This is a genomic window from Clostridium sp. AF34-10BH, assembly GCF_003478095.1.
GTDB classification, from domain to species: Bacteria; Bacillota; Clostridia; order Lachnospirales; family Lachnospiraceae; genus Acetatifactor; species Acetatifactor acetigignens.
This window is the reverse complement of the sequence record NZ_QUEC01000002.1, coordinates 174,425-192,361: the sequence shown is the minus strand read 5'-3', so window position 1 is coordinate 192,361 and position 17,937 is coordinate 174,425. Positions and strand designations below refer to the sequence as shown.

The following is a 17,937-nucleotide window of genomic DNA, read 5'->3' as shown; positions in this document are numbered from 1 at the left end:
ATGAAAAAAAGTAAAGCAATCATCATTCTGCTCTGCGCCCTTCTGGTCCTGCTGGGTGTCGGCTATGTGGATCTGTATGGCGTAGATGCGGAAGGAACTGCCAGTGCTTCAGACATAAGTCTGGGACTGGATCTGGCCGGTGGTGTCAGTATCACTTATCAGGTGGTAGGCGATGAAGAGCCGGATGCAACGGACATGGCAGATACTATTGCCAAGCTGCAGAAGCGTGTTGAGAACTACAGTAAAGAGGCTATTGTATACCAGGAGGGTACCGATCGTATCAATATCGAGATTCCCGGTGTAACAGATGCCAACAAGATCCTGGAAGAGTTGGGACGTCCCGGTTCCCTGTATTTCATTGCAGAGACAGACAAGGACGGCAATACGAACTACTCTATGCAGGCAGTAACCGATGCACAGGGCAATGTAAGCTATGCGTACGCTCTGAATAAGACCATCGATGAACTGAAGGCAGATGGATCCATCATGCTGGAGGGTACAGATGTCAAGACTGCTACCGCAGGCTCTATCAAGGACCAGACGATGGGCAATTCCACTTATGCGGTAGATCTGGTGATGACGGAGGAAGGCACTAAGAAGTTTGAAGAGGCTACCAGAAATGCTTACGAGAAGGGCGAGACCCTGGGTATCTATTATGATGGATCCTTTGTAAGTGTTCCTTCCGTAAAAGGTGTGTTCTCCGATGGTAATGCACAGATCTCTCCTATGAACTCCTATGAAGAGGCAGAGAGCCTGGCTTCCACCATCCGTATCGGTGGACTGAAGCTGGAGCTGGAAGAGCTGCATTCCAAGGTAGTTGGTGCACAGTTGGGTGTGGAAGCAATCTCCACCAGTTTAAAAGCAGCTGTGATCGGATTTATCGTAGTGGCTGTTTTCATGATTGCAGTATATTTCCTGCCCGGATTTGCTTCTGTCATTGCACTGGGTATTTATGTGGCATTGGTAGTATTGCTGCTGAACGGCTTTGACATAACCCTGACCCTGTCCGGTATCGCAGGTATCATCCTGTCTATCGGCATGGCAGTGGATGCCAACGTTATCGTATTTGCCCGTATCCGTGAGGAACTGGCAACAGGCAAGACTGTTAAGAGTGCTATGCAGATCGGTTATGACAAGGCACTGTCCGCTATTATCGACGGTAACGTGACTACCCTGATCGCAGCGGCAGTGCTGTGGCTGTTAGGCCCCGGTACTGTCAAAGGCTTCGCACAGACGCTGGCACTTGGTATCGTATTATCCATGTTCACTGCACTGGTAGTGACCAAGTACATTATGAAAGCTTTCTACGCACTGGGACTGAAAGATACTAAGTGGTATGGTATCGGCAAGGAGCACAAGCCGATCAACTTCCTCGGCAAGAAGGGTATTTTCTTTGGACTGTCTCTGGCAGTGATCCTGGTTGGATTCATTACCATGGGAGTATATAAAGTAAACAGTGGTGATGCACTGAACTACAGTCTGGAGTTCAAGGGCGGTACCGCAACTACTGTTACATTCAACGAAAGCTATACCCTGGATGAGATCAATAGCCAGATGGTTCCTCTGATCGAGAGCACCACCGGCAGTGCAGTACAGATCCAGACCGTGCAGGGTTCCAATGAAGTTATCTTCAAGACCAACTCTCTGGATGTGGATCAGAGACAGGCTCTGAATCAGGTATTTGTGGATAACTTCGGCGTAGATGAGTCTCTGATTACTTCCGAGACCATCAGCTCCACCATCAGTAATGAAATGAAGTCCGATACGATCCTGGCGGTAGCAGTAGCAATCATCTGCATGCTGATCTATATCCGCTTCCGTTTCAGCGATATCCGTTTCGGTGTCAGCAGTATTGCCTGCCTGCTCCATGACGTGCTGGTAGTGATCACCTTCTACGCACTGGCGAGAGTATCCGTCAGCAATACTTTTATCGCGTGTCTGCTGACCATCGTAGGTTACTCCATCAACGCCACCATCGTAGTATTCGACCGTGTACGTGAGAATATGGCAGTCATGACGAAGAAGGATGACCTGCAGGAGGTTGTAAACCGCAGTATTACGCAGACATTATCCAGAAGCTTATTTACCTCCCTTACCACCTTGGTAATGGTAGGTGCTCTGTACATCTGGGGTGTGACCAGTATCCGTGATTTTGCATTGCCTTTGATGGTAGGTATCATCTGCGGTGCTTATTCCTCCGTATGCGTGGCAGGTGCTCTGTGGTATGTACTGAGAAAGAAATTCGCGCCGAAGGCAAAATAAGATTTCACATAGTAGAATGGAATCAAAAAAGGAGTCGGAATGAAATGTTCCGGCTCCTTTTAAAGTTAAGTTATGGTTATACATTCTGCTGCAAACTGGCAAGTTCCTTTTTCAGAGATTCAATCTCTGCGTCTTTCGCGGCATTCTCGGCAGTCAGAGTATCAATCTTCTTCAGCAGATACTGTTCCTGGAGTTCAGCATCCATTCGTGCCTGACAACGTTGTCTGACCATATCGTCCGCATTCAGATTATATAAAGTCTTTGTCGCTTCCATAAGGTATTCATCGTTTTTTGCAGTCATAAGAATTTCCTCCCATGAAATAGACCGGAACAAAGCAGCCCATTTATCAATGCCATATGCTTTGTCAGCTTCGGTAGCCAATTCTATATGCTTTAAGTCTACCACAGAAAGTGTGAGTTTGTCACTATATTCAAAATGATCCTTAAGATTCAGTAATCGATATGTAGCATAGAACTCAGGGTGTTCCGGGAACAGGGTGTAGTCTAAAAAACCAATGTGAATTACAGGTTTTAATTCAGAATAATTTTGTCCTTTATTTAGTTGATCAAAGTTACGGCACAGATAACTCAGGGAACGTTCCGGCCAGTTGTATAGGTTATTCACCTGCATTTCCAAATTTATGAGAGTATTATTGTTCAACAAGACATTGGTATCGAGAACAAAATCTTTGTCTTCAATAGTTGCACCTAAAGTGATTGGATTGGTAATGGTGACGGACTTAATTGCGGATGGTGGCAGATGGAGCAGAGAACTGATGAGACCGATCAGAGCCTTTTGACTTAGCTGCAGGGCAGCGCGGAACATATAGTCATTGCGGAAACCGTAGTCAATAGGACCGGTAAGGTTCATGGAAAATACTTGTTTGTGTTTCATAGGCAGAATCCTCCTTAGTGCAATTAAAAGTTGCTTGAAAAATGGCGAAACGCCGGATGTAAGAAATTTAAAATAGAAATTGAATTGACTATAGCATAAAAAGAGAAGATGCACAAGAATTTTTATGGTACAATGTAATGAGTCTCAGGGAAAAACAATCGGCTGTGAAGCAGAATGTAGAGTGCGAAAGCACGAATACGTGAGCAAAATTATGAAAGTGGGAAAAGTATGGAAAAATGGTATGTAGCCGCAAAAAAGGCAGATTTTGATAAATGGGCGAAGGAATTTCATATCAGTCCGGTGACGGCGAGAATCCTAAGAAACCGGGATCTGACGGAAGAGAGTGAGATACAGAAATTCCTCTACGGGAAACTGGAAGATTGTTATTCTCCCTGGCTGTTAAAGGATATGGATAAGGCAGCGGAGGAAATTCTAAAAGCGGTAAGGGAAGGGCTGCATATCCGGGTCATCGGGGATTATGATGTGGATGGAATCTGTTCTTCCTATATTCTGACCAAAGGTTTTCAGATGCTGGGGGCTCAGGTGGACACGGCGATTCCCCACAGAATCCATGACGGCTATGGATTGAACGAGCATCTGATAGAAGAGGCCAAAAGAGAAGGTGTCGGTATGATCGTGACCTGCGATAACGGAATTGCAGCGGCACCCCAGATCGCAATGGCAAATTCTCTCGGCATGCGGGTGATCGTTACAGATCATCATGAAGTTCCATATATAGAAGAAAACGGAGAGCGGAAGGAACAGCTGCCTCCGGCGCTGGCAGTGGTGGATCCCAAGAGAGCAGACGATACGTATCCTTTTTCCGGCATTTGTGGTGGCGTGGTAGCACTGAAACTGATCCAGGCGATCACGGAAAAGACAGGAAATCCGGGACTTGTAAATATTCAGGAGGAGTTACTGGAATTTGCAGCACTGTCTACCGTATGCGATGTTATGGAGTTAAAAGATGAGAATCGCATTCTGGTGAAGGAAGGGTTGAAGCGTATCCAGAAGGGATATAACGAAGGCTTGAAGGCGCTGATGGAAGTGAATGATATTGCGCCAGACCGGCTGAGCGCCTATCATCTGGGATTTGTGCTGGGACCCTGCCTGAATGCCACGGGAAGACTGGATACTGCCAAACGGGCATTGGAACTGCTGCAGAGCTTTACCAGGGCGGATGCCATGACCGCGGCGAGAGAGCTGAAAGACCTGAATGAGAGCCGCAAGAACCTGACAGTACAGGGAATTCAGAGAGCGGATGAGTATATTCAGGAACATCATATGGCAGAAGATAAAGTTATGGTGATCTATCTGCCGGAGGTACATGAGAGCATTGCCGGTATTATTGCCGGAAAAGTCAGAGAAAAATACCATCATCCGGTCTTCATTCTGACCAAGGGAGAAGATGGAGTTAAGGGTTCCGGACGATCCATAGAAGCCTATCACATGTATGATGCCATGACGCAGGTAAAAGAGTATTTTACCAAGTACGGCGGTCATAAGCTGGCAGCAGGCCTTTCCATGCGAGAAGAGGATATTGAACCGCTGAGAGCTGCTTTGAATAAAAAATGCACTTTGACGGAGGATGATTTTATTCCGAAAGTACATATCGATGTAGCAATGCCCATGGGGTATGCGGATGATGCGCTGGCGGGAGAGTTTGCCCTGTTGGAGCCTTTCGGCACCGGGAATCCACGTCCTTTGTTTGCCCAGAAGGGGCTGGTCTTTCAGGCGGGCTTTAAAATGGGTGCCAACAAGACCTGTGCCAGATTCCGGGTGAAGACACCGGAGGGTACGACACAGACGGTGGTATTTTTTGGAGATCTGGAGAAACTGGGAGCTTTCCTGGATGAAAAATACGGTGTTGGAAGTGAAGAGGCACTTTATGCCGGGAAAGGGAATTTCCCATTGTCCGTGGTATATCAGGTCAGCCAGAATACCTATAAGGGGAAAACAGAAGTACAGTTCGTCATGCAGAACTATTGTTAAATTTTTTATTTTTTGAACACAAAATGGACACATTTTCTCTGTAATATGTATTTCAGATAGTTGATGAACTCACTATCTCCCCCCCTCATAAGAAACCGAAAAGCCTTAGGTACGATGCCTGAGGCTTTTTGGTGTCCGGAGAGAAACTTACCGCAGTTTATAAAACCTCAAGACACATTTTAGAATTAAGTTAGAATTCGTACACACTCTGTACACATTTACCCTGTAATATGTATTTCAGATAGTTGATGAACTCACTATCTCCCCCCCTCATAAGAAAATCGTAAGGCCTCAGGCGCAACAGCCTGGGGCTTTACGATGTCTGGAAAAGCAAAATAGTTTCTGATAATGTTTGACACCACCCGAAAGTTATGGATTATAATATAAAAATATGGATGATGCCAGGGTCAAAAGGTCTAAGCCCACATGAGCTTGCTCATAGGTGGGTGAAAGACCTTAGGACCCGCCCCGATACGAGCATAAAAGTGGGATGATAATCCCACGATATGCGAATATTGGGTAGGATTGTGGGAGTGCGTAGCACGGAACAATCCGTAGGCATCAAAGTCGGGGGCTTTTGACCCCGACATCATATAGATAAAAATTATAAAAATATAGAAGGAATAGCAGCACAAAAATGAAAACACAGATTTACGAATGGAGACAGGCACTGAAAAATATTACCTTAAAAAATTGTGCCATAACTTTGTTGGGAAGTTTTATTCTGGCATTTGGATTATATAACGTGCACTCCATCTCCGGAGTAACGGAGGGTGGTGTGCTGGGAGCCACGTTGCTGTTGGAGCATTGGACAGGAATCTCTCCGGCGTTTACCGGAGGGATTATGAATATTTTATGTTATATCCTGGGATGGAAGCTGTTAGGCAAGGAATTTATCGCCTATTCGGCTCTGGCTACCGCAGGATTCTCAGGAACCTATAAAATCTGCGAGCAATTTCCTCATCTGTGGCCGGAACTGGCAAATATGCCCCTTCTGGCAGCACTGGTGGGAGCATTGTTCGTCGGTGTCGGTGCCGGACTGTGCGTGCGCATCGGCGGAGCCCCCAGCGGAGATGATGCCCTGGCTATGAGTATTTCCCATGCTACCGGCTGGAAGATCCAGTGGGTGTATCTGATGTCGGATCTGATCGTACTGGTAATGTCCTTAAGCTACATTCCGGTGAGACGTATCGGATATTCGTTGTTTACCGTGCTTATGTCCGGACAGCTGATCGGCCTGATCCAGAACTTCGGAAGTGCATCCCACAGTGATGCGGAGGGTCTTGCGACTTCCAAGTGTGAAATTATGGATTGATCTGGTAAATCTGAATTTCTCCGTTGTCAAAGATACAGGGCCAGGCGGAACGGAAGTAGTTTTCATCGACAGCGTAACTTGCCCGTTCCCAGGAAGAGACTTCAATATAATCGATGTCGTAAGTACGGATCAGATCTGCAGAAACAGCGGGAGTCTCATAAATTGTCCGGAAATCTTCGTGATATTCTGTGTGATAGAGACCGTGCATTGCCAAAAAGGTTCCCGCCCCGTTTAACACATTGCGCCCTGCAAGGGCGGCAATTTCATTTACATGCCTGTTGTTGGTAAGAAAACGGGATGTGGGAGAGGTATTTTGCTCGACGAATGCTGCAGCTTCCACCTGTGCGGAAGAATAAGCGGTATAATCGGATATTACCTCTCTGCACAGGGTCAGAACGGCAGAAAAGGTGCAAAGAAATACCATGCCGATCATGCAGAGGTATCGTGAAGAGGCTCTTTTCAGAGAACGCAGGAAATCAATTCCGTAATCGGCACTGAGGCAGCAGACAAATATATAAGTTATATATAATAGTTTATTATTGTCATATGTGTTAGGGGTGAAGGAAATGATTTCCACAACAAACCACAGGAGAAATGCCCCGGACATCACATCAAAATCTTCTTTTTTACAATGAATCATGGCAGGGACGAACAATAGCAGGATCGCACCCCAGTTTTTCAGATAAAACCACAAATAAGTATCGCCCTGATTTCCCCAGTTAAAATGCCCCAGCAAAAAGCCGGATTGCGTTGTCTGGCCAAAAGTCCATTCCAATAACTGCGGAAGTGCAAGAAGCAGAAGCACACCAAAGAAAACTCCCCAGGTGGTCAAAAACTTCTGCAGTGTATCATTGTTTGTACTTTTACCGGAAAAGCACCGGTACAGTAAGGACAGACCGTATAGCACGAGGGATGCCGCAACAAGGATGCCAAAACGAAAGAGCAGTACAGGTGCAACGGCAGCAGAACTTTCGTTCAGAATTTCCAGAAGAATCATACAGGTCACGAAACATCCGAGCAGAACGGCTCCCGGATGCTCTACCGGGGAAGTATTATGCGGCACGAACCGGTAAAGGCACAGCAACATCCAACAGGCACTTAAGATCAGGATGGCAACGAAGGAATGGGTATGGATCATAGGTAATGTCCCTGCCAGGATGCCGGCAGGGAGAAAACATTCTTTTTCCCCGTTCCGGATGGCCCGAAGCAGCAGCCAGATGGCACAGAACAGGACCGCATAGCCAAAGAGTGTTGCACGCTGTGGCAGGAGCATATCTGCGATGATATTGACCCAGCGGATATTCCGGTCGACCAGATTGGTGGGGGTAGTGTAATAGCCGGTAAAAATATCACTGAATTTATAACCGCCTTCTCTGCTCCAGTCAATGAAATATACGAAGCCAAGACCGCCGTTATAGAAAAATAAGACCCAGGCAGCCAGAGATTTGGCGCGATCATGGAACAGAACATCGGCAATGGCATAAAATCCCGTTATGATTTGGAAAAAGGCAAAATACATAGGGAGCATATAAGCATAGCGCAGGGATGCACCAAACAGGTAAATACTGGAAGAAATACTGTCGCACAGGAAAGGATAGCAGAGCTTATCCCAGGGAGAGATGGAGTAGTAAGGAGGGAAGGTCTGTTGATTGGCAATACTTGTAATGATTCCCAGGTGCATCTGCAGATCCCCATAAGTACACTGCCCCACATGAAGACCGTCGTCTTTCGGCAGGATGGTGTGGGTGGATAATAAAATACAAAACAGAACAAAGGTACCGCCTGCCAGCAGAAGAAAGGCATAATTTCTGCGCAACAGCTGCCGGTAGTCTTTGGTGGGAGCAGTCGAAGATACTGCCGTGGCAGGATGGTAAAAGACATATAGCAGGACCAGACAAATGACTACGAAAAGCAGAGCCATAATATGAGCTGTCATGGAAAAACCGAAGAAGAAGGCAAACAGAGCAGGAATCCACTGCAACAGAACAGAGCCGGATACACTGCCGGTCAGCAGATGGAACAGAAGTCCCTTTTTAGGAAAAATACGTTTTATGTACAGAAACCCCACACATTGAAATAGAAGAAAATAAAGTGTGCCAAGGATATTTCCGAATGCAGATCCATAGAAACCGTTCATGAGAATTCCCCCTTAAATAAAAATCAGTAATATTATACCATTGCTTCGGAAAAAGCAAAAGATGCAACTAAATTTAAGGGTGGTACATTCTGAGAAAAAAGAGTAAAATAAAATACAGTATGTGAAAAAGATTCCTGAGAGAAAGGCGGATACCTCTATGGAAAAGGATAAGAATAAGATGGAAAACAAGAAATTAACAGAGCTTCTGGAGCACTTGGAATATGAGCTGGTACAGGGAACACTGGACAGAGAGATCCCTGCGGTGGTCTATGATTCCCGCAAGGTCGTTCCGGGATGCTTATTTCTCTGCATCGGCGGAGCAAATTTTGACGGTCATGATTTTGCTGCACAGGTGGCAGAGCAGGGAGCCGGAGTACTAGTGGTGCAAAAAGACGTGGAACTGCCGGAGAATGTGGATGTGACGGTGGTCAAAGTAGCGGATACCAGATATGCCATGGCATTTATTTCTGCGGCCTGGTTCGGCCATCCGGCAGAAAAGCTGAAAGTCATCGGTATCACGGGTACCAAAGGTAAGACAACGACCACCTATCTGGTAAAGTCCATTCTGGAAAATGCCGGCTATAAAGTGGGACTGGTGGGAACCATCGAAGTGATCATCGGAGACGAACATATCCATGCCAACAATACCACCCCGGAATCCTATCTGCTGCAGGAGTATTTTGCCCGTATGGTGGAGGCAGGACTGGATACGGTTGTGATGGAAGTATCCTCTCAGGCGCTGATGCTGCACCGTACGCAGGGCTTTGTGTTCGATTACGGTATTTTCACGAATCTGGAACCGGATCATATCGGTCCCAACGAGCATGCCAGCTTCGAGGAATATCTGCACTGCAAGGGATTATTGTTCAAACAGTGCAAGGTAGGTATTGTGAATGGTGACGATGAGCACTGGCAGGCAGTGACGGAAGGACATACCTGCACACTGGAGAGCTTCGGAATGGGAGAGCACTGTATGCTCCGGGCGGAAGAACGGAAACTGGTGCATAAGCCCGGAGAACTGGGCGTGACTTTCCACGTAGCCGGACTGATGGATTTTGATGTGGAAGTGCCCATGCCCGGCAAATTCAGCGTGTACAATGCGCTGGCGGCTATTGCCATCTGCCGTCATTTCAAGGTAGATGAGGAAAACATTAAAAAGGCGCTGTTGCAGGCAAAGGTAAAAGGCCGTATCGAGATGATCAAGGTATCCGATCAGTTCACCCTGCTGATCGATTATGCCCACAATGCCATGGCACTGGAGAGTCTGCTGACCACGTTGCGGGAATATGAACCTCACAGACTGATCAGCCTGTTCGGCTGCGGAGGCAACCGTTCGAGACAGCGTCGTTTTGAGATGGGAGAGGTCAGCGGCAAGCTGGCGGATCTGACCATCATTACCTCCGACAATCCCCGTTTTGAGGAACCGCAGGATATTATCGACGATATCAAGACAGGTATGGCAAAAACGGATGGAAATTATGTAGAGATCTGCGATCGTAAGGAAGCCATTACTTATGCTATCGAACACGGAGAACCCGGAGATATTATCGTGCTGGCAGGCAAGGGACATGAAGATTACCAGGAGATCCGCGGGGTGAAGCATCCCATGGATGAGAGAGATCTGATTCGGGATATTCTGGCGGAAGGACATATTCCGGGATCTGCAGCAAAATAATGAGGAAAACAGATTGAATACGTTATATGCGGATATCATTGTAGATATCTCCCACGAAAAACTGGATAGAACCTTTCAATACCGGGTGCCGGAGAGTCTGCGGGGCAGACTGGAGCCGGGAGCCTGTGTCATGATCCCGTTTGGCAACGGCAATCGTCTCATCAAGGGTTACGTGGTGGCTTTTGGGGAAACATGTCAGTTCGCTCCGGAGAAGATCAAGGATATCGCAGGAATGCCGGAAAAAGAGACCGGAGTGGAGGACAAAATGATTGTCCTGGCTGCCTGGATCCGCCGGAATTACGGCTGTACCATGATCCAGGCACTGAAGACAGTATTGCCGGCAAAACAGTCGGTAAAAAAGCTGGAACACAGACAGCTGGTACGTCTGATGAACAGAGAAGAGATTTTGTCATTATTAGGAGAATGTGAACGGAAAAGACAGGTGGCCAAAGCAAGACTGTTAAAAGCCCTGTCAGAGCAGGAAACGATTCCCTATGAGTGGATCACGGGGAAACTGGGTGTCAGTGCTGCCACAGTGAACAGTATTGTAAAAAGCGGCGCGGCAAAACTGGTCAGCTCTGAAAGCTACCGCAATCCAGTCAAAATGCAGTCCGTAGAGGCAGTGCGTAATACGCTGAGTGAGGAACAGCAGACCATCGTTACGGAAGTGCTTGCGGATTTTGATGCCGGAAGGAGACAGACCTATCTGATCCACGGCATTACCGGCAGTGGCAAGACGGAAGTATATATGCAGCTGATCGAAGAGATGATCGCAAGGGGACGGCAGGCTATTGTGCTGATCCCGGAGATTGCCCTGACGTATCAGACACTGCTCAGATTCTATCAGAGATTCGGAGACCGGGTCAGCGTGATGAATTCCACACTGTCCCCCGGGGAAAAATATGATCAGTGCGAACGGGCCAAAGCTGGAGAAATCGATGTGATCATCGGACCAAGATCCGCACTTTTTACACCGTTTCCGAATCTGGGACTGATCGTTATGGATGAGGAGCAGGAGAACAGCTATAAAAGTGAAAGTACTCCGAAATATCATGCCAGAGAGACTGCTCTGGAAGTGGCAGAACTGTACGGAGCCAGTGTAGTGCTGGGTTCAGCCACACCTTCCCTGGAGGCCTATTATCGTGCCGGTAGGGGAGAATACCGGCTGTTTCAACTGACAAAGCGGCTCACCGGCGGGGAACTTCCCACGGTGTACACGGTAGATCTCAGACAGGAACTGCAGGAGGGTAACCGTTCTATTTTCAGCAGAAAATTGCAGGAACTGATGACAGACCGGCTGAACAAGGGCCAGCAGACCATCCTGTTTTTAAACCGAAGAGGCTACGCGGGATTTGTGTCCTGCCGTTCCTGCGGTGAGGTCATGAAGTGTCCGCACTGTGATGTCTCTCTCTCGGAACATAAGGGAGGAAGGCTGATCTGTCATTACTGTGGTTATACACAGCCGATGCCGAAGCTTTGTCCCAAGTGTGGATCGAAATATATTCTGGGATTTAAGGCAGGTACCCAGCAGATCGAGGAAAAGCTAAAGGAGCTGTACCCCGGTGTGCGGACGTTACGCATGGATGCGGATACCACCCGGACGAAGGACAGCTATGAGAAAATATTATCCTCCTTCGCAAACGGGGAAGCGGACGTGCTGATCGGCACCCAGATGATCGTCAAGGGACATGATTTCCCAAAGGTGACACTGGTGGGGATCCTGGCGGCGGATCTGTCGTTAAATGCGTCGGATTACCGGGCGGGAGAGCGGACTTTCCAGCTTCTGACCCAGGCGGTGGGCCGGGCCGGCAGAGGGGTGCTCCCCGGGGAAGCGGTGATCCAGACCTATCAGCCGGATCATTACGCCATTACCTGTGCTGCGGCTCAGGATTACGAGAGCTTTTATCAGGAGGAGATTCTGTATAGAGAGCTGTCCGGCTACCCGCCGGTGGCTCATATGCTGGCAGTACAGATCTACGGGAAAGAGGAAGAAAATGTAAAACAGCTTGCCCTGAGACTGACAGATGTGGTAAAGTCTAATATGGACTTTTTGTCAGGAAAGCAAAAAGAACAGTCCAATAAGAAGATACAGGTACTGGGACCTGCCCCTGCCAACATCAGCAAGATCAATGATATCTACCGGTATGTGTTCTATGTGAAGCATGCGGAGTATGATGTCCTGGTGGAAGTAAAGGACAGACTGGAGGAAACTCTCAGACAGTGGCAGCCCAGACAGATGAGTATACAATTTGATTTTGACCCGGTAAGCGTGTTATAGGAGGTAAAGAACTGTGGCAATCAGAAACATTCGTGAATATGGGGATGAAGTACTGACCAAGACCTGCAAAGAGGTCAAGGAGATGACACCCCGGACCAAAGAACTGATCGAGGATATGTTGGAGACTATGTACGATGCCAATGGCGTAGGGCTGGCGGCACCACAGGTAGGTGTCCTGAAGAGAATCGTGGTGATCGATACCACCGGAGAGGATCCGTATATTCTGATCAACCCCCGCATCGTAGAGAGCAGTGGAGAGCAGACCGGACAGGAAGGGTGTCTTAGCGTACCCGGTAAGTTCGGCATCGTAACCAGACCCAATTATGTGAAAGCGGTAGCACTGGATGTGAATATGAAGCCCATCGAAGTAGAAGGAACAGAATTGCTGGCCAGAGCCATCTGCCACGAACTGGATCATCTGGACGGTCATCTCTATGTGGAAAAGGCGGAAGGACCGCTGCAGGATATGACCTACGAGGATGAGGAAGAAGAGTAAGCTTTCCGGAAAGGAGACAGACTATGCAGATCGTATTTATGGGAACTCCCGATTTTGCCGTGGGAGCGCTGGAGGCACTGATCACACAGGGCCATGAGATCACCGCAGTGGTGACCCAGCCGGACAAGCCAAAGGGCAGAAGCAAAGAATTACAGTTTCCTCCCGTGAAGGAATGTGCGGTAAAACATGGCATTCCTGTATTCCAGCCCCGTCGGATCAAGACACCGGAAGCCATTGAGGAACTGAAAAAATATCCAGCAGATATTTATATCGTGGCGGCGTTCGGACAGATCCTGTCTCAGGAGATTCTGGATCTGCCGAAATACGGATGTCTGAACATCCATGCATCCCTCCTTCCGAAATACCGCGGGGCATCTCCTATCCAGAGAGTGATCATCGACGGAGAGGCCGAGACTGGTGTGACCATCATGCAGATGAATGCGGGACTGGACACCGGCGATATGTTGTACCGGAAGAAAATCCCCATTACTTCGGAGGACACTTTCGAAACTTTGCATGACAAGCTGATGGTGCTGGGCGGGGAAGCAATCACCGAGGCACTGCCTCTGCTGGAGGCAGGCAAACTGGTACCGGAAAAGCAGGATGATACCAAGACCTGCTACGCGGCCCTGATCACCAAAGAGATGGGAAAACTGGACTTTACGAAAACAGCGGCAGAACTGGATCGTTTGATCCGTGGACTGACTCCCTGGCCCAGTGCATATACGCATTATCATGGAAAACAGCTGAAAATCTGGAAAGCCATTCCTATGGCAACTGCGCATAAGGAAGCACCGGGCACGATCCTTACGGTGAATAAGGATTCCTTTGAAGTGGCTGCATCGGAAGGCTCCTTAAAGGTGATGGAACTGCAGCTGGAAGGTAAAAAGCGTATGACAACTCACGATTTCCTGCTGGGGGTAAAGGTACAGCCGGGAGAGCTTCTGGGAGAGCGTTAGGATACGACGAAACGAAAAGCAACGATTGGGTAAGCGGTGTTGACAGAAAGGAGACTTTCGTATGTACGGTGGCTATTACGGATATGGTTATTATTGGGATCCTACTTATTTTCTGGTACTGGTCGGACTGGTATTGTGTCTGGGTGCCAGCGCACTGGTGAATTCCACCATGCGCAAATACAGCAAAGTCCGGAATATGAGAGGATTGACGGGAGCGGAAGCGGCCCGCAACATTCTCAACAGAGAAGGCTTATACAATGTACAGATCGAGTGCCTGAACTCCGATGACGGTGATCATTACGATCCCCGGACGGATACGGTGCGACTGTCTTACAACAACTTTAACGGAACCTCGGTGACTGCGGTCAGTGTTGCAGCCCATGAGTGCGGACATGCCATTCAGCATGCCCATGGCTATGCTCCCATGAGCATTCGTGCTGCACTGGTGCCGGTGGTGAATATCGGAAGCAATTTAAGCATTCCTCTGATCTTTTTAGGAGTACTGCTCAGCTGGAACCAGACATTGATCCAGCTTGGTATCTGGGCATTTGCCCTGACCGTTATTTTCCAACTGGTGACACTGCCTGTGGAATTCAATGCTTCCCACAGAGCTATCGTGAAGGTGGAAGAATACGGGTTATTAGGCAGTGAAGAAGTAAGCGGCGGCAAAAAGGTGCTGACGGCAGCGGCTCTGACCTATGTGGCAGGAGCGGCCTCCTCCGCATTACAGCTGTTCAGACTGATCCTGCTGTACGGCGGCAATCGCAGAAGGAGAGACTAATCTTGAGTGATCATGCAACGACCGATACAAGAGAAATTATAGTGGAGATCCTGCTCAGTCTGGAAAAGGGGCAGGATTTTTCCCATAAATTGATGAAAGCGGTTCTGGATAAATACGATTATCTGGATCCCAGAGAGAAAGCGTTTATTAAAAGAGTCACGGAAGGTACGATAGAGAGACAGCTGGAGCTGGACTATTATCTGGATCGGTTTTCTTCTGTTCCGGTCAGGAAGATGAAGCCTCTGATCCGCTGTCTTCTTCGCATGAGTACTTATCAGATCCTGTATATGGACGCAGTTCCCGACAGTGCGGTGTGCAATGAGGCCTGCAAACTGGCGGCCAAAAGAGGCTTCCGTACCCTGAAAGGCTTCGTCAATGCGGTGCTGCGTAATATTTCCCGCAGCAAGGAACAGATGCCGTTGCCGGATCCCAAGGATACGGTGAAATATCTGAGCATAAAATATTCCATGCCGGAATGGATCGTGAATCTGTGGCTGCCTGCATATGGCAGAGAAGGAACGGAAACACTTTTAAAAGGACTCCTTTCCATTCATCCGGTATCCCTGCGGTTCTCCACGGAACTGACCGAATCGGAGAGAGAGTCACTGGCGGAGAAAATTGAGAAAACCGGTGTACGACTGCAACAAAGCAGGGAACTTCCTTATGTGTATCTGGCACAGAATCTGGAAAATGTAAGTGAACTTCCGGGCTTTGCGGAAGGCAAATTTACCGTGCAGGATGCCAGCTCCGCACTTGCAGTGGAAGCGGCAGGTATATGCCCAGGTAATACGGTCATGGATCTGTGTGCGGCTCCGGGTGGCAAGACGATCCTGGCGGCGGAATTTGCAGGGGAAGCAGGCCACATCGTGTCCCGTGATGTATCGGAATACAAGACGGCCCTGATCCGGGAGAATCTGGAGCGCATGAACCGTAGGAATGTGGAAGTTCAGGTGTATGATGCCACGGTGCATGATCCGGAGAAGGAAAAATATGCGGACGTGGTGCTGATGGATGTCCCCTGCTCTGGTCTTGGTGTTATGGGAAAAAAGAGAGATATCAAATATCATGCCACACCGGAAAGCCTGCAATCCATCACAGAACTGCAAAGGCAGATTGTGGCAGCCGGATGGCAGTATGTGAAGCCGCACGGTGTACTGCTCTACAGTACCTGCACGATCCACCGCGGGGAAAATCAGGAGATGGCAGTCTGGATCACAGAGAATTTCCCGTTTGTACTGGAAGAAGAGAGACAGCTTCTGCCGGGAACGGATGAGACCGACGGATTCTATTATGCAAGACTGCGCAGAAAAGCGTGAGAGATAAGAAGTAAGAGAACGAAAAATGGATACGAAAAAAGATATCAAATCCCTGAATCTGGAAGAATTGAAGACAGAACTGGAGAGCATGGGAGAGAAGGCCTTCCGGGCAAAGCAGATGTATGAATGGATGCATGTGAAGCTGGTCAGGAGCTTTGATGAAATGACCAACCTCTCCGCAAAATTCAGGGAGCAATGTAAGGAAAAATATGAATACACCTGTGTAAACCCTGTCAGAATACAGGAGTCCAAGATCGACGGAACGAAAAAATTCCTGTTTGAATTATCTGATGGCAATGTGGTGGAAAGTGTCTGGATGCAGTATAAGCACGGCAACAGTGTGTGCATTTCTTCACAGGTGGGATGCCGCATGGGCTGTAAATTCTGTGCTTCCACTCTGGACGGACTGGAACGGAATCTGACTCCTTCCGAGATGCTGGATCAGATTTACGCCATCACAAGACTGACGGGGGAGCGGGTCTCCAATGTGGTAGTCATGGGCACTGGGGAACCGATGGATAATTATAACAATATTTTGAAATTTCTGCATCTTCTGACCGATGAGAACGGTCTGAACATCAGCCAGAGAAATGTCACGGTGTCCACCTGTGGAATCGTGCCCAGAATGCGGCAGCTGGCGGATGAAAAGCTGCAGATCACACTGGCATTGTCCTTGCATGCCACCACCGATGAAAAACGAAGAAAACTGATGCCCATTGCCAACCGGTATTCTATCAAAGAGTTGATGGAAGTCTGTCAGTATTATTTCGAACAGACCGGACGAAGGATCACTTTCGAATACAGTCTGGTGGGTGGTGTGAATGATACGGAAGAGGATGCCAGGGAACTGATCGCCCTGGCGAAGCCGTTGTGCTGCCATATCAACCTCATCCCGGTCAACCCCATTAAAGAGCGGGATTATGTGCAGTCGGATACGAAGCACATTCAGGCATTTAAAAATAAACTTGAAAGTAAGATGATACATGTTACAATTAGAAGGGAGATGGGCCGGGATATTGACGGAGCTTGCGGACAGTTAAGACGCCGTCATACGCAGGAGGCGAAGAACCCGGGGGAACTCTCACAGGAGGAAGTTTGACGTGCTTAAGACGTTTTCCATAACCGATATCGGAAGGAAAAGAAAAGTAAATCAGGACTATATCTATACCTCTGAAAAACCGGTGGGAAATCTGCCGAATGTATTTATCGTGGCAGATGGTATGGGTGGTCACAATGCAGGAGACTATGCGTCCAAGGTAACGGTAGAGACCATGCTTGCCGAGATGGAGAATTCTTTTGAGAAGAATCCCACCCTGATCTTCCGCAAAGCCATTGAGGAAGCCAATGATGTGATCCGCAAGAGAGCCAGCGAGGATGAAAAGCTGGAAGGAATGGGGACTACGGTTGTGGTGGCATCCTGCATGGGCAGATTCTTACAGGTGGCCAATGTAGGAGACAGCAGACTCTATGTGGTGGGCAGCAAGATCCGCCAGATCACAAGAGATCATTCGTATGTAGAAGAAATGGTACGGATCGGAGAACTGGATCGTGCCGATGCAAGGAACCATCCGGATAAAAATATTATTACCAGAGCGGTAGGGGCGGAAGACAAAGTGGAGCCGGATTTCTTTACCGTGGAATTACAGGAGGGTGAGATCGTCCTTATGTGCTCGGATGGTCTGACAAATATGCTGGAAGACGAGGAAATCCGCATGATTATCAGCGGAGCCAGAGACCTTGTGGAGAAGGCAGAGAGCCTGGTGGAGGCGGCCAATGCCAACGGCGGCAGAGACAATATCAGTGTGATACTGATCGAGCCGTGCGCGTAAAT

The 17,937-nt window shown here is 48.3% G+C and carries 13 protein-coding genes; 11 read left to right on the top strand and 2 right to left on the bottom strand.

What is annotated here, in order from left to right:
* A complete protein-coding gene (gene secD / locus DWZ61_RS02840) occupies window positions 1-2,262 on the top strand; it encodes a protein translocase subunit SecD (RefSeq protein WP_118537321.1) in 2,262 nt (753 codons plus the stop codon).
* A gap of 76 nt (window positions 2,263-2,338) precedes the next feature.
* On the opposite strand, the gene DWZ61_RS02835 is transcribed toward secD, so the two are convergent.
* Entirely contained in the window at window positions 2,339-3,157 is an 819-nt protein-coding gene (locus DWZ61_RS02835; RefSeq protein WP_118537320.1) for an Rpn family recombination-promoting nuclease/putative transposase, read from the bottom strand.
* A gap of 228 nt (window positions 3,158-3,385) precedes the next feature.
* Between DWZ61_RS02835 and recJ the strand changes: the two genes are divergently transcribed.
* The gene (gene recJ, locus DWZ61_RS02830; protein WP_118537319.1) at window positions 3,386-5,149 is read left to right on the top strand and encodes a single-stranded-DNA-specific exonuclease RecJ; all 1,764 of its coding nucleotides are present in this window, start codon (window positions 3,386-3,388) and stop codon (window positions 5,147-5,149) included.
* 637 nt (window positions 5,150-5,786) lie between these two features.
* The gene (locus tag DWZ61_RS02825; protein ID WP_118502581.1) at window positions 5,787-6,464 is read left to right on the top strand and encodes a YitT family protein; all 678 of its coding nucleotides are present in this window, start codon (window positions 5,787-5,789) and stop codon (window positions 6,462-6,464) included.
* Here DWZ61_RS02825 and DWZ61_RS02820 read toward each other — a convergent pair.
* Entirely contained in the window at window positions 6,454-8,601 is a 2,148-nt protein-coding gene (locus DWZ61_RS02820) for a hypothetical protein (protein ID WP_118537318.1), read from the bottom strand. The two genes, DWZ61_RS02825 and DWZ61_RS02820, sit on opposite strands and share 11 nt — an antisense overlap.
* Window positions 8,602-8,758: 157 nt before the next feature.
* Here DWZ61_RS02820 and DWZ61_RS02815 point away from each other — a divergent pair, with 157 nt between their 5' ends.
* The 8 genes from DWZ61_RS02815 (at window position 8,759) to DWZ61_RS02780 (ending at window position 17,935) form a co-directional block, all read left to right on the top strand.
* A complete protein-coding gene (locus DWZ61_RS02815; protein WP_022312553.1) occupies window positions 8,759-10,276 on the top strand; it encodes a UDP-N-acetylmuramoyl-L-alanyl-D-glutamate--2,6-diaminopimelate ligase in 1,518 nt (505 codons plus the stop codon).
* 13 nt (window positions 10,277-10,289) lie between these two features.
* On the top strand, window positions 10,290-12,554 hold the full coding sequence (gene priA, locus DWZ61_RS02810) for a primosomal protein N' (protein ID WP_118502577.1): 2,265 nt from the start codon (window positions 10,290-10,292) through the stop codon (window positions 12,552-12,554).
* Between the two features lie 13 nt (window positions 12,555-12,567).
* Window positions 12,568-13,050, top strand: a complete 483-nt coding sequence (gene def / locus DWZ61_RS02805; RefSeq protein ID WP_022312555.1) for a peptide deformylase — start codon at window positions 12,568-12,570, stop codon at window positions 13,048-13,050.
* 23 nt (window positions 13,051-13,073) lie between these two features.
* On the top strand, window positions 13,074-14,009 hold the full coding sequence (gene fmt, locus DWZ61_RS02800) for a methionyl-tRNA formyltransferase (protein WP_117464741.1): 936 nt from the start codon (window positions 13,074-13,076) through the stop codon (window positions 14,007-14,009).
* Between the two features lie 61 nt (window positions 14,010-14,070).
* Window positions 14,071-14,790 carry a zinc metallopeptidase gene (locus tag DWZ61_RS02795; protein ID WP_118537317.1) on the top strand — a complete coding sequence of 240 codons (720 nt, stop codon included), beginning with the start codon at window positions 14,071-14,073 and terminating at the stop codon, window positions 14,788-14,790.
* A 2-nt stretch (window positions 14,791-14,792) separates the two neighbouring features.
* Window positions 14,793-16,106: a 16S rRNA (cytosine(967)-C(5))-methyltransferase RsmB gene (gene rsmB / locus DWZ61_RS02790; protein WP_118537316.1), complete on the top strand. Its 1,314-nt coding sequence runs from the start codon at window positions 14,793-14,795 to the stop codon at window positions 16,104-16,106.
* A gap of 25 nt (window positions 16,107-16,131) precedes the next feature.
* Window positions 16,132-17,205 carry a 23S rRNA (adenine(2503)-C(2))-methyltransferase RlmN gene (rlmN, locus tag DWZ61_RS02785; protein ID WP_118537315.1) on the top strand — a complete coding sequence of 358 codons (1,074 nt, stop codon included), beginning with the start codon at window positions 16,132-16,134 and terminating at the stop codon, window positions 17,203-17,205.
* Between the two features lies 1 nt (window position 17,206).
* Entirely contained in the window at window positions 17,207-17,935 is a 729-nt protein-coding gene (locus DWZ61_RS02780; RefSeq protein ID WP_118502571.1) for a Stp1/IreP family PP2C-type Ser/Thr phosphatase, read from the top strand.
* Window positions 17,936-17,937 lie beyond the last annotated feature (2 nt).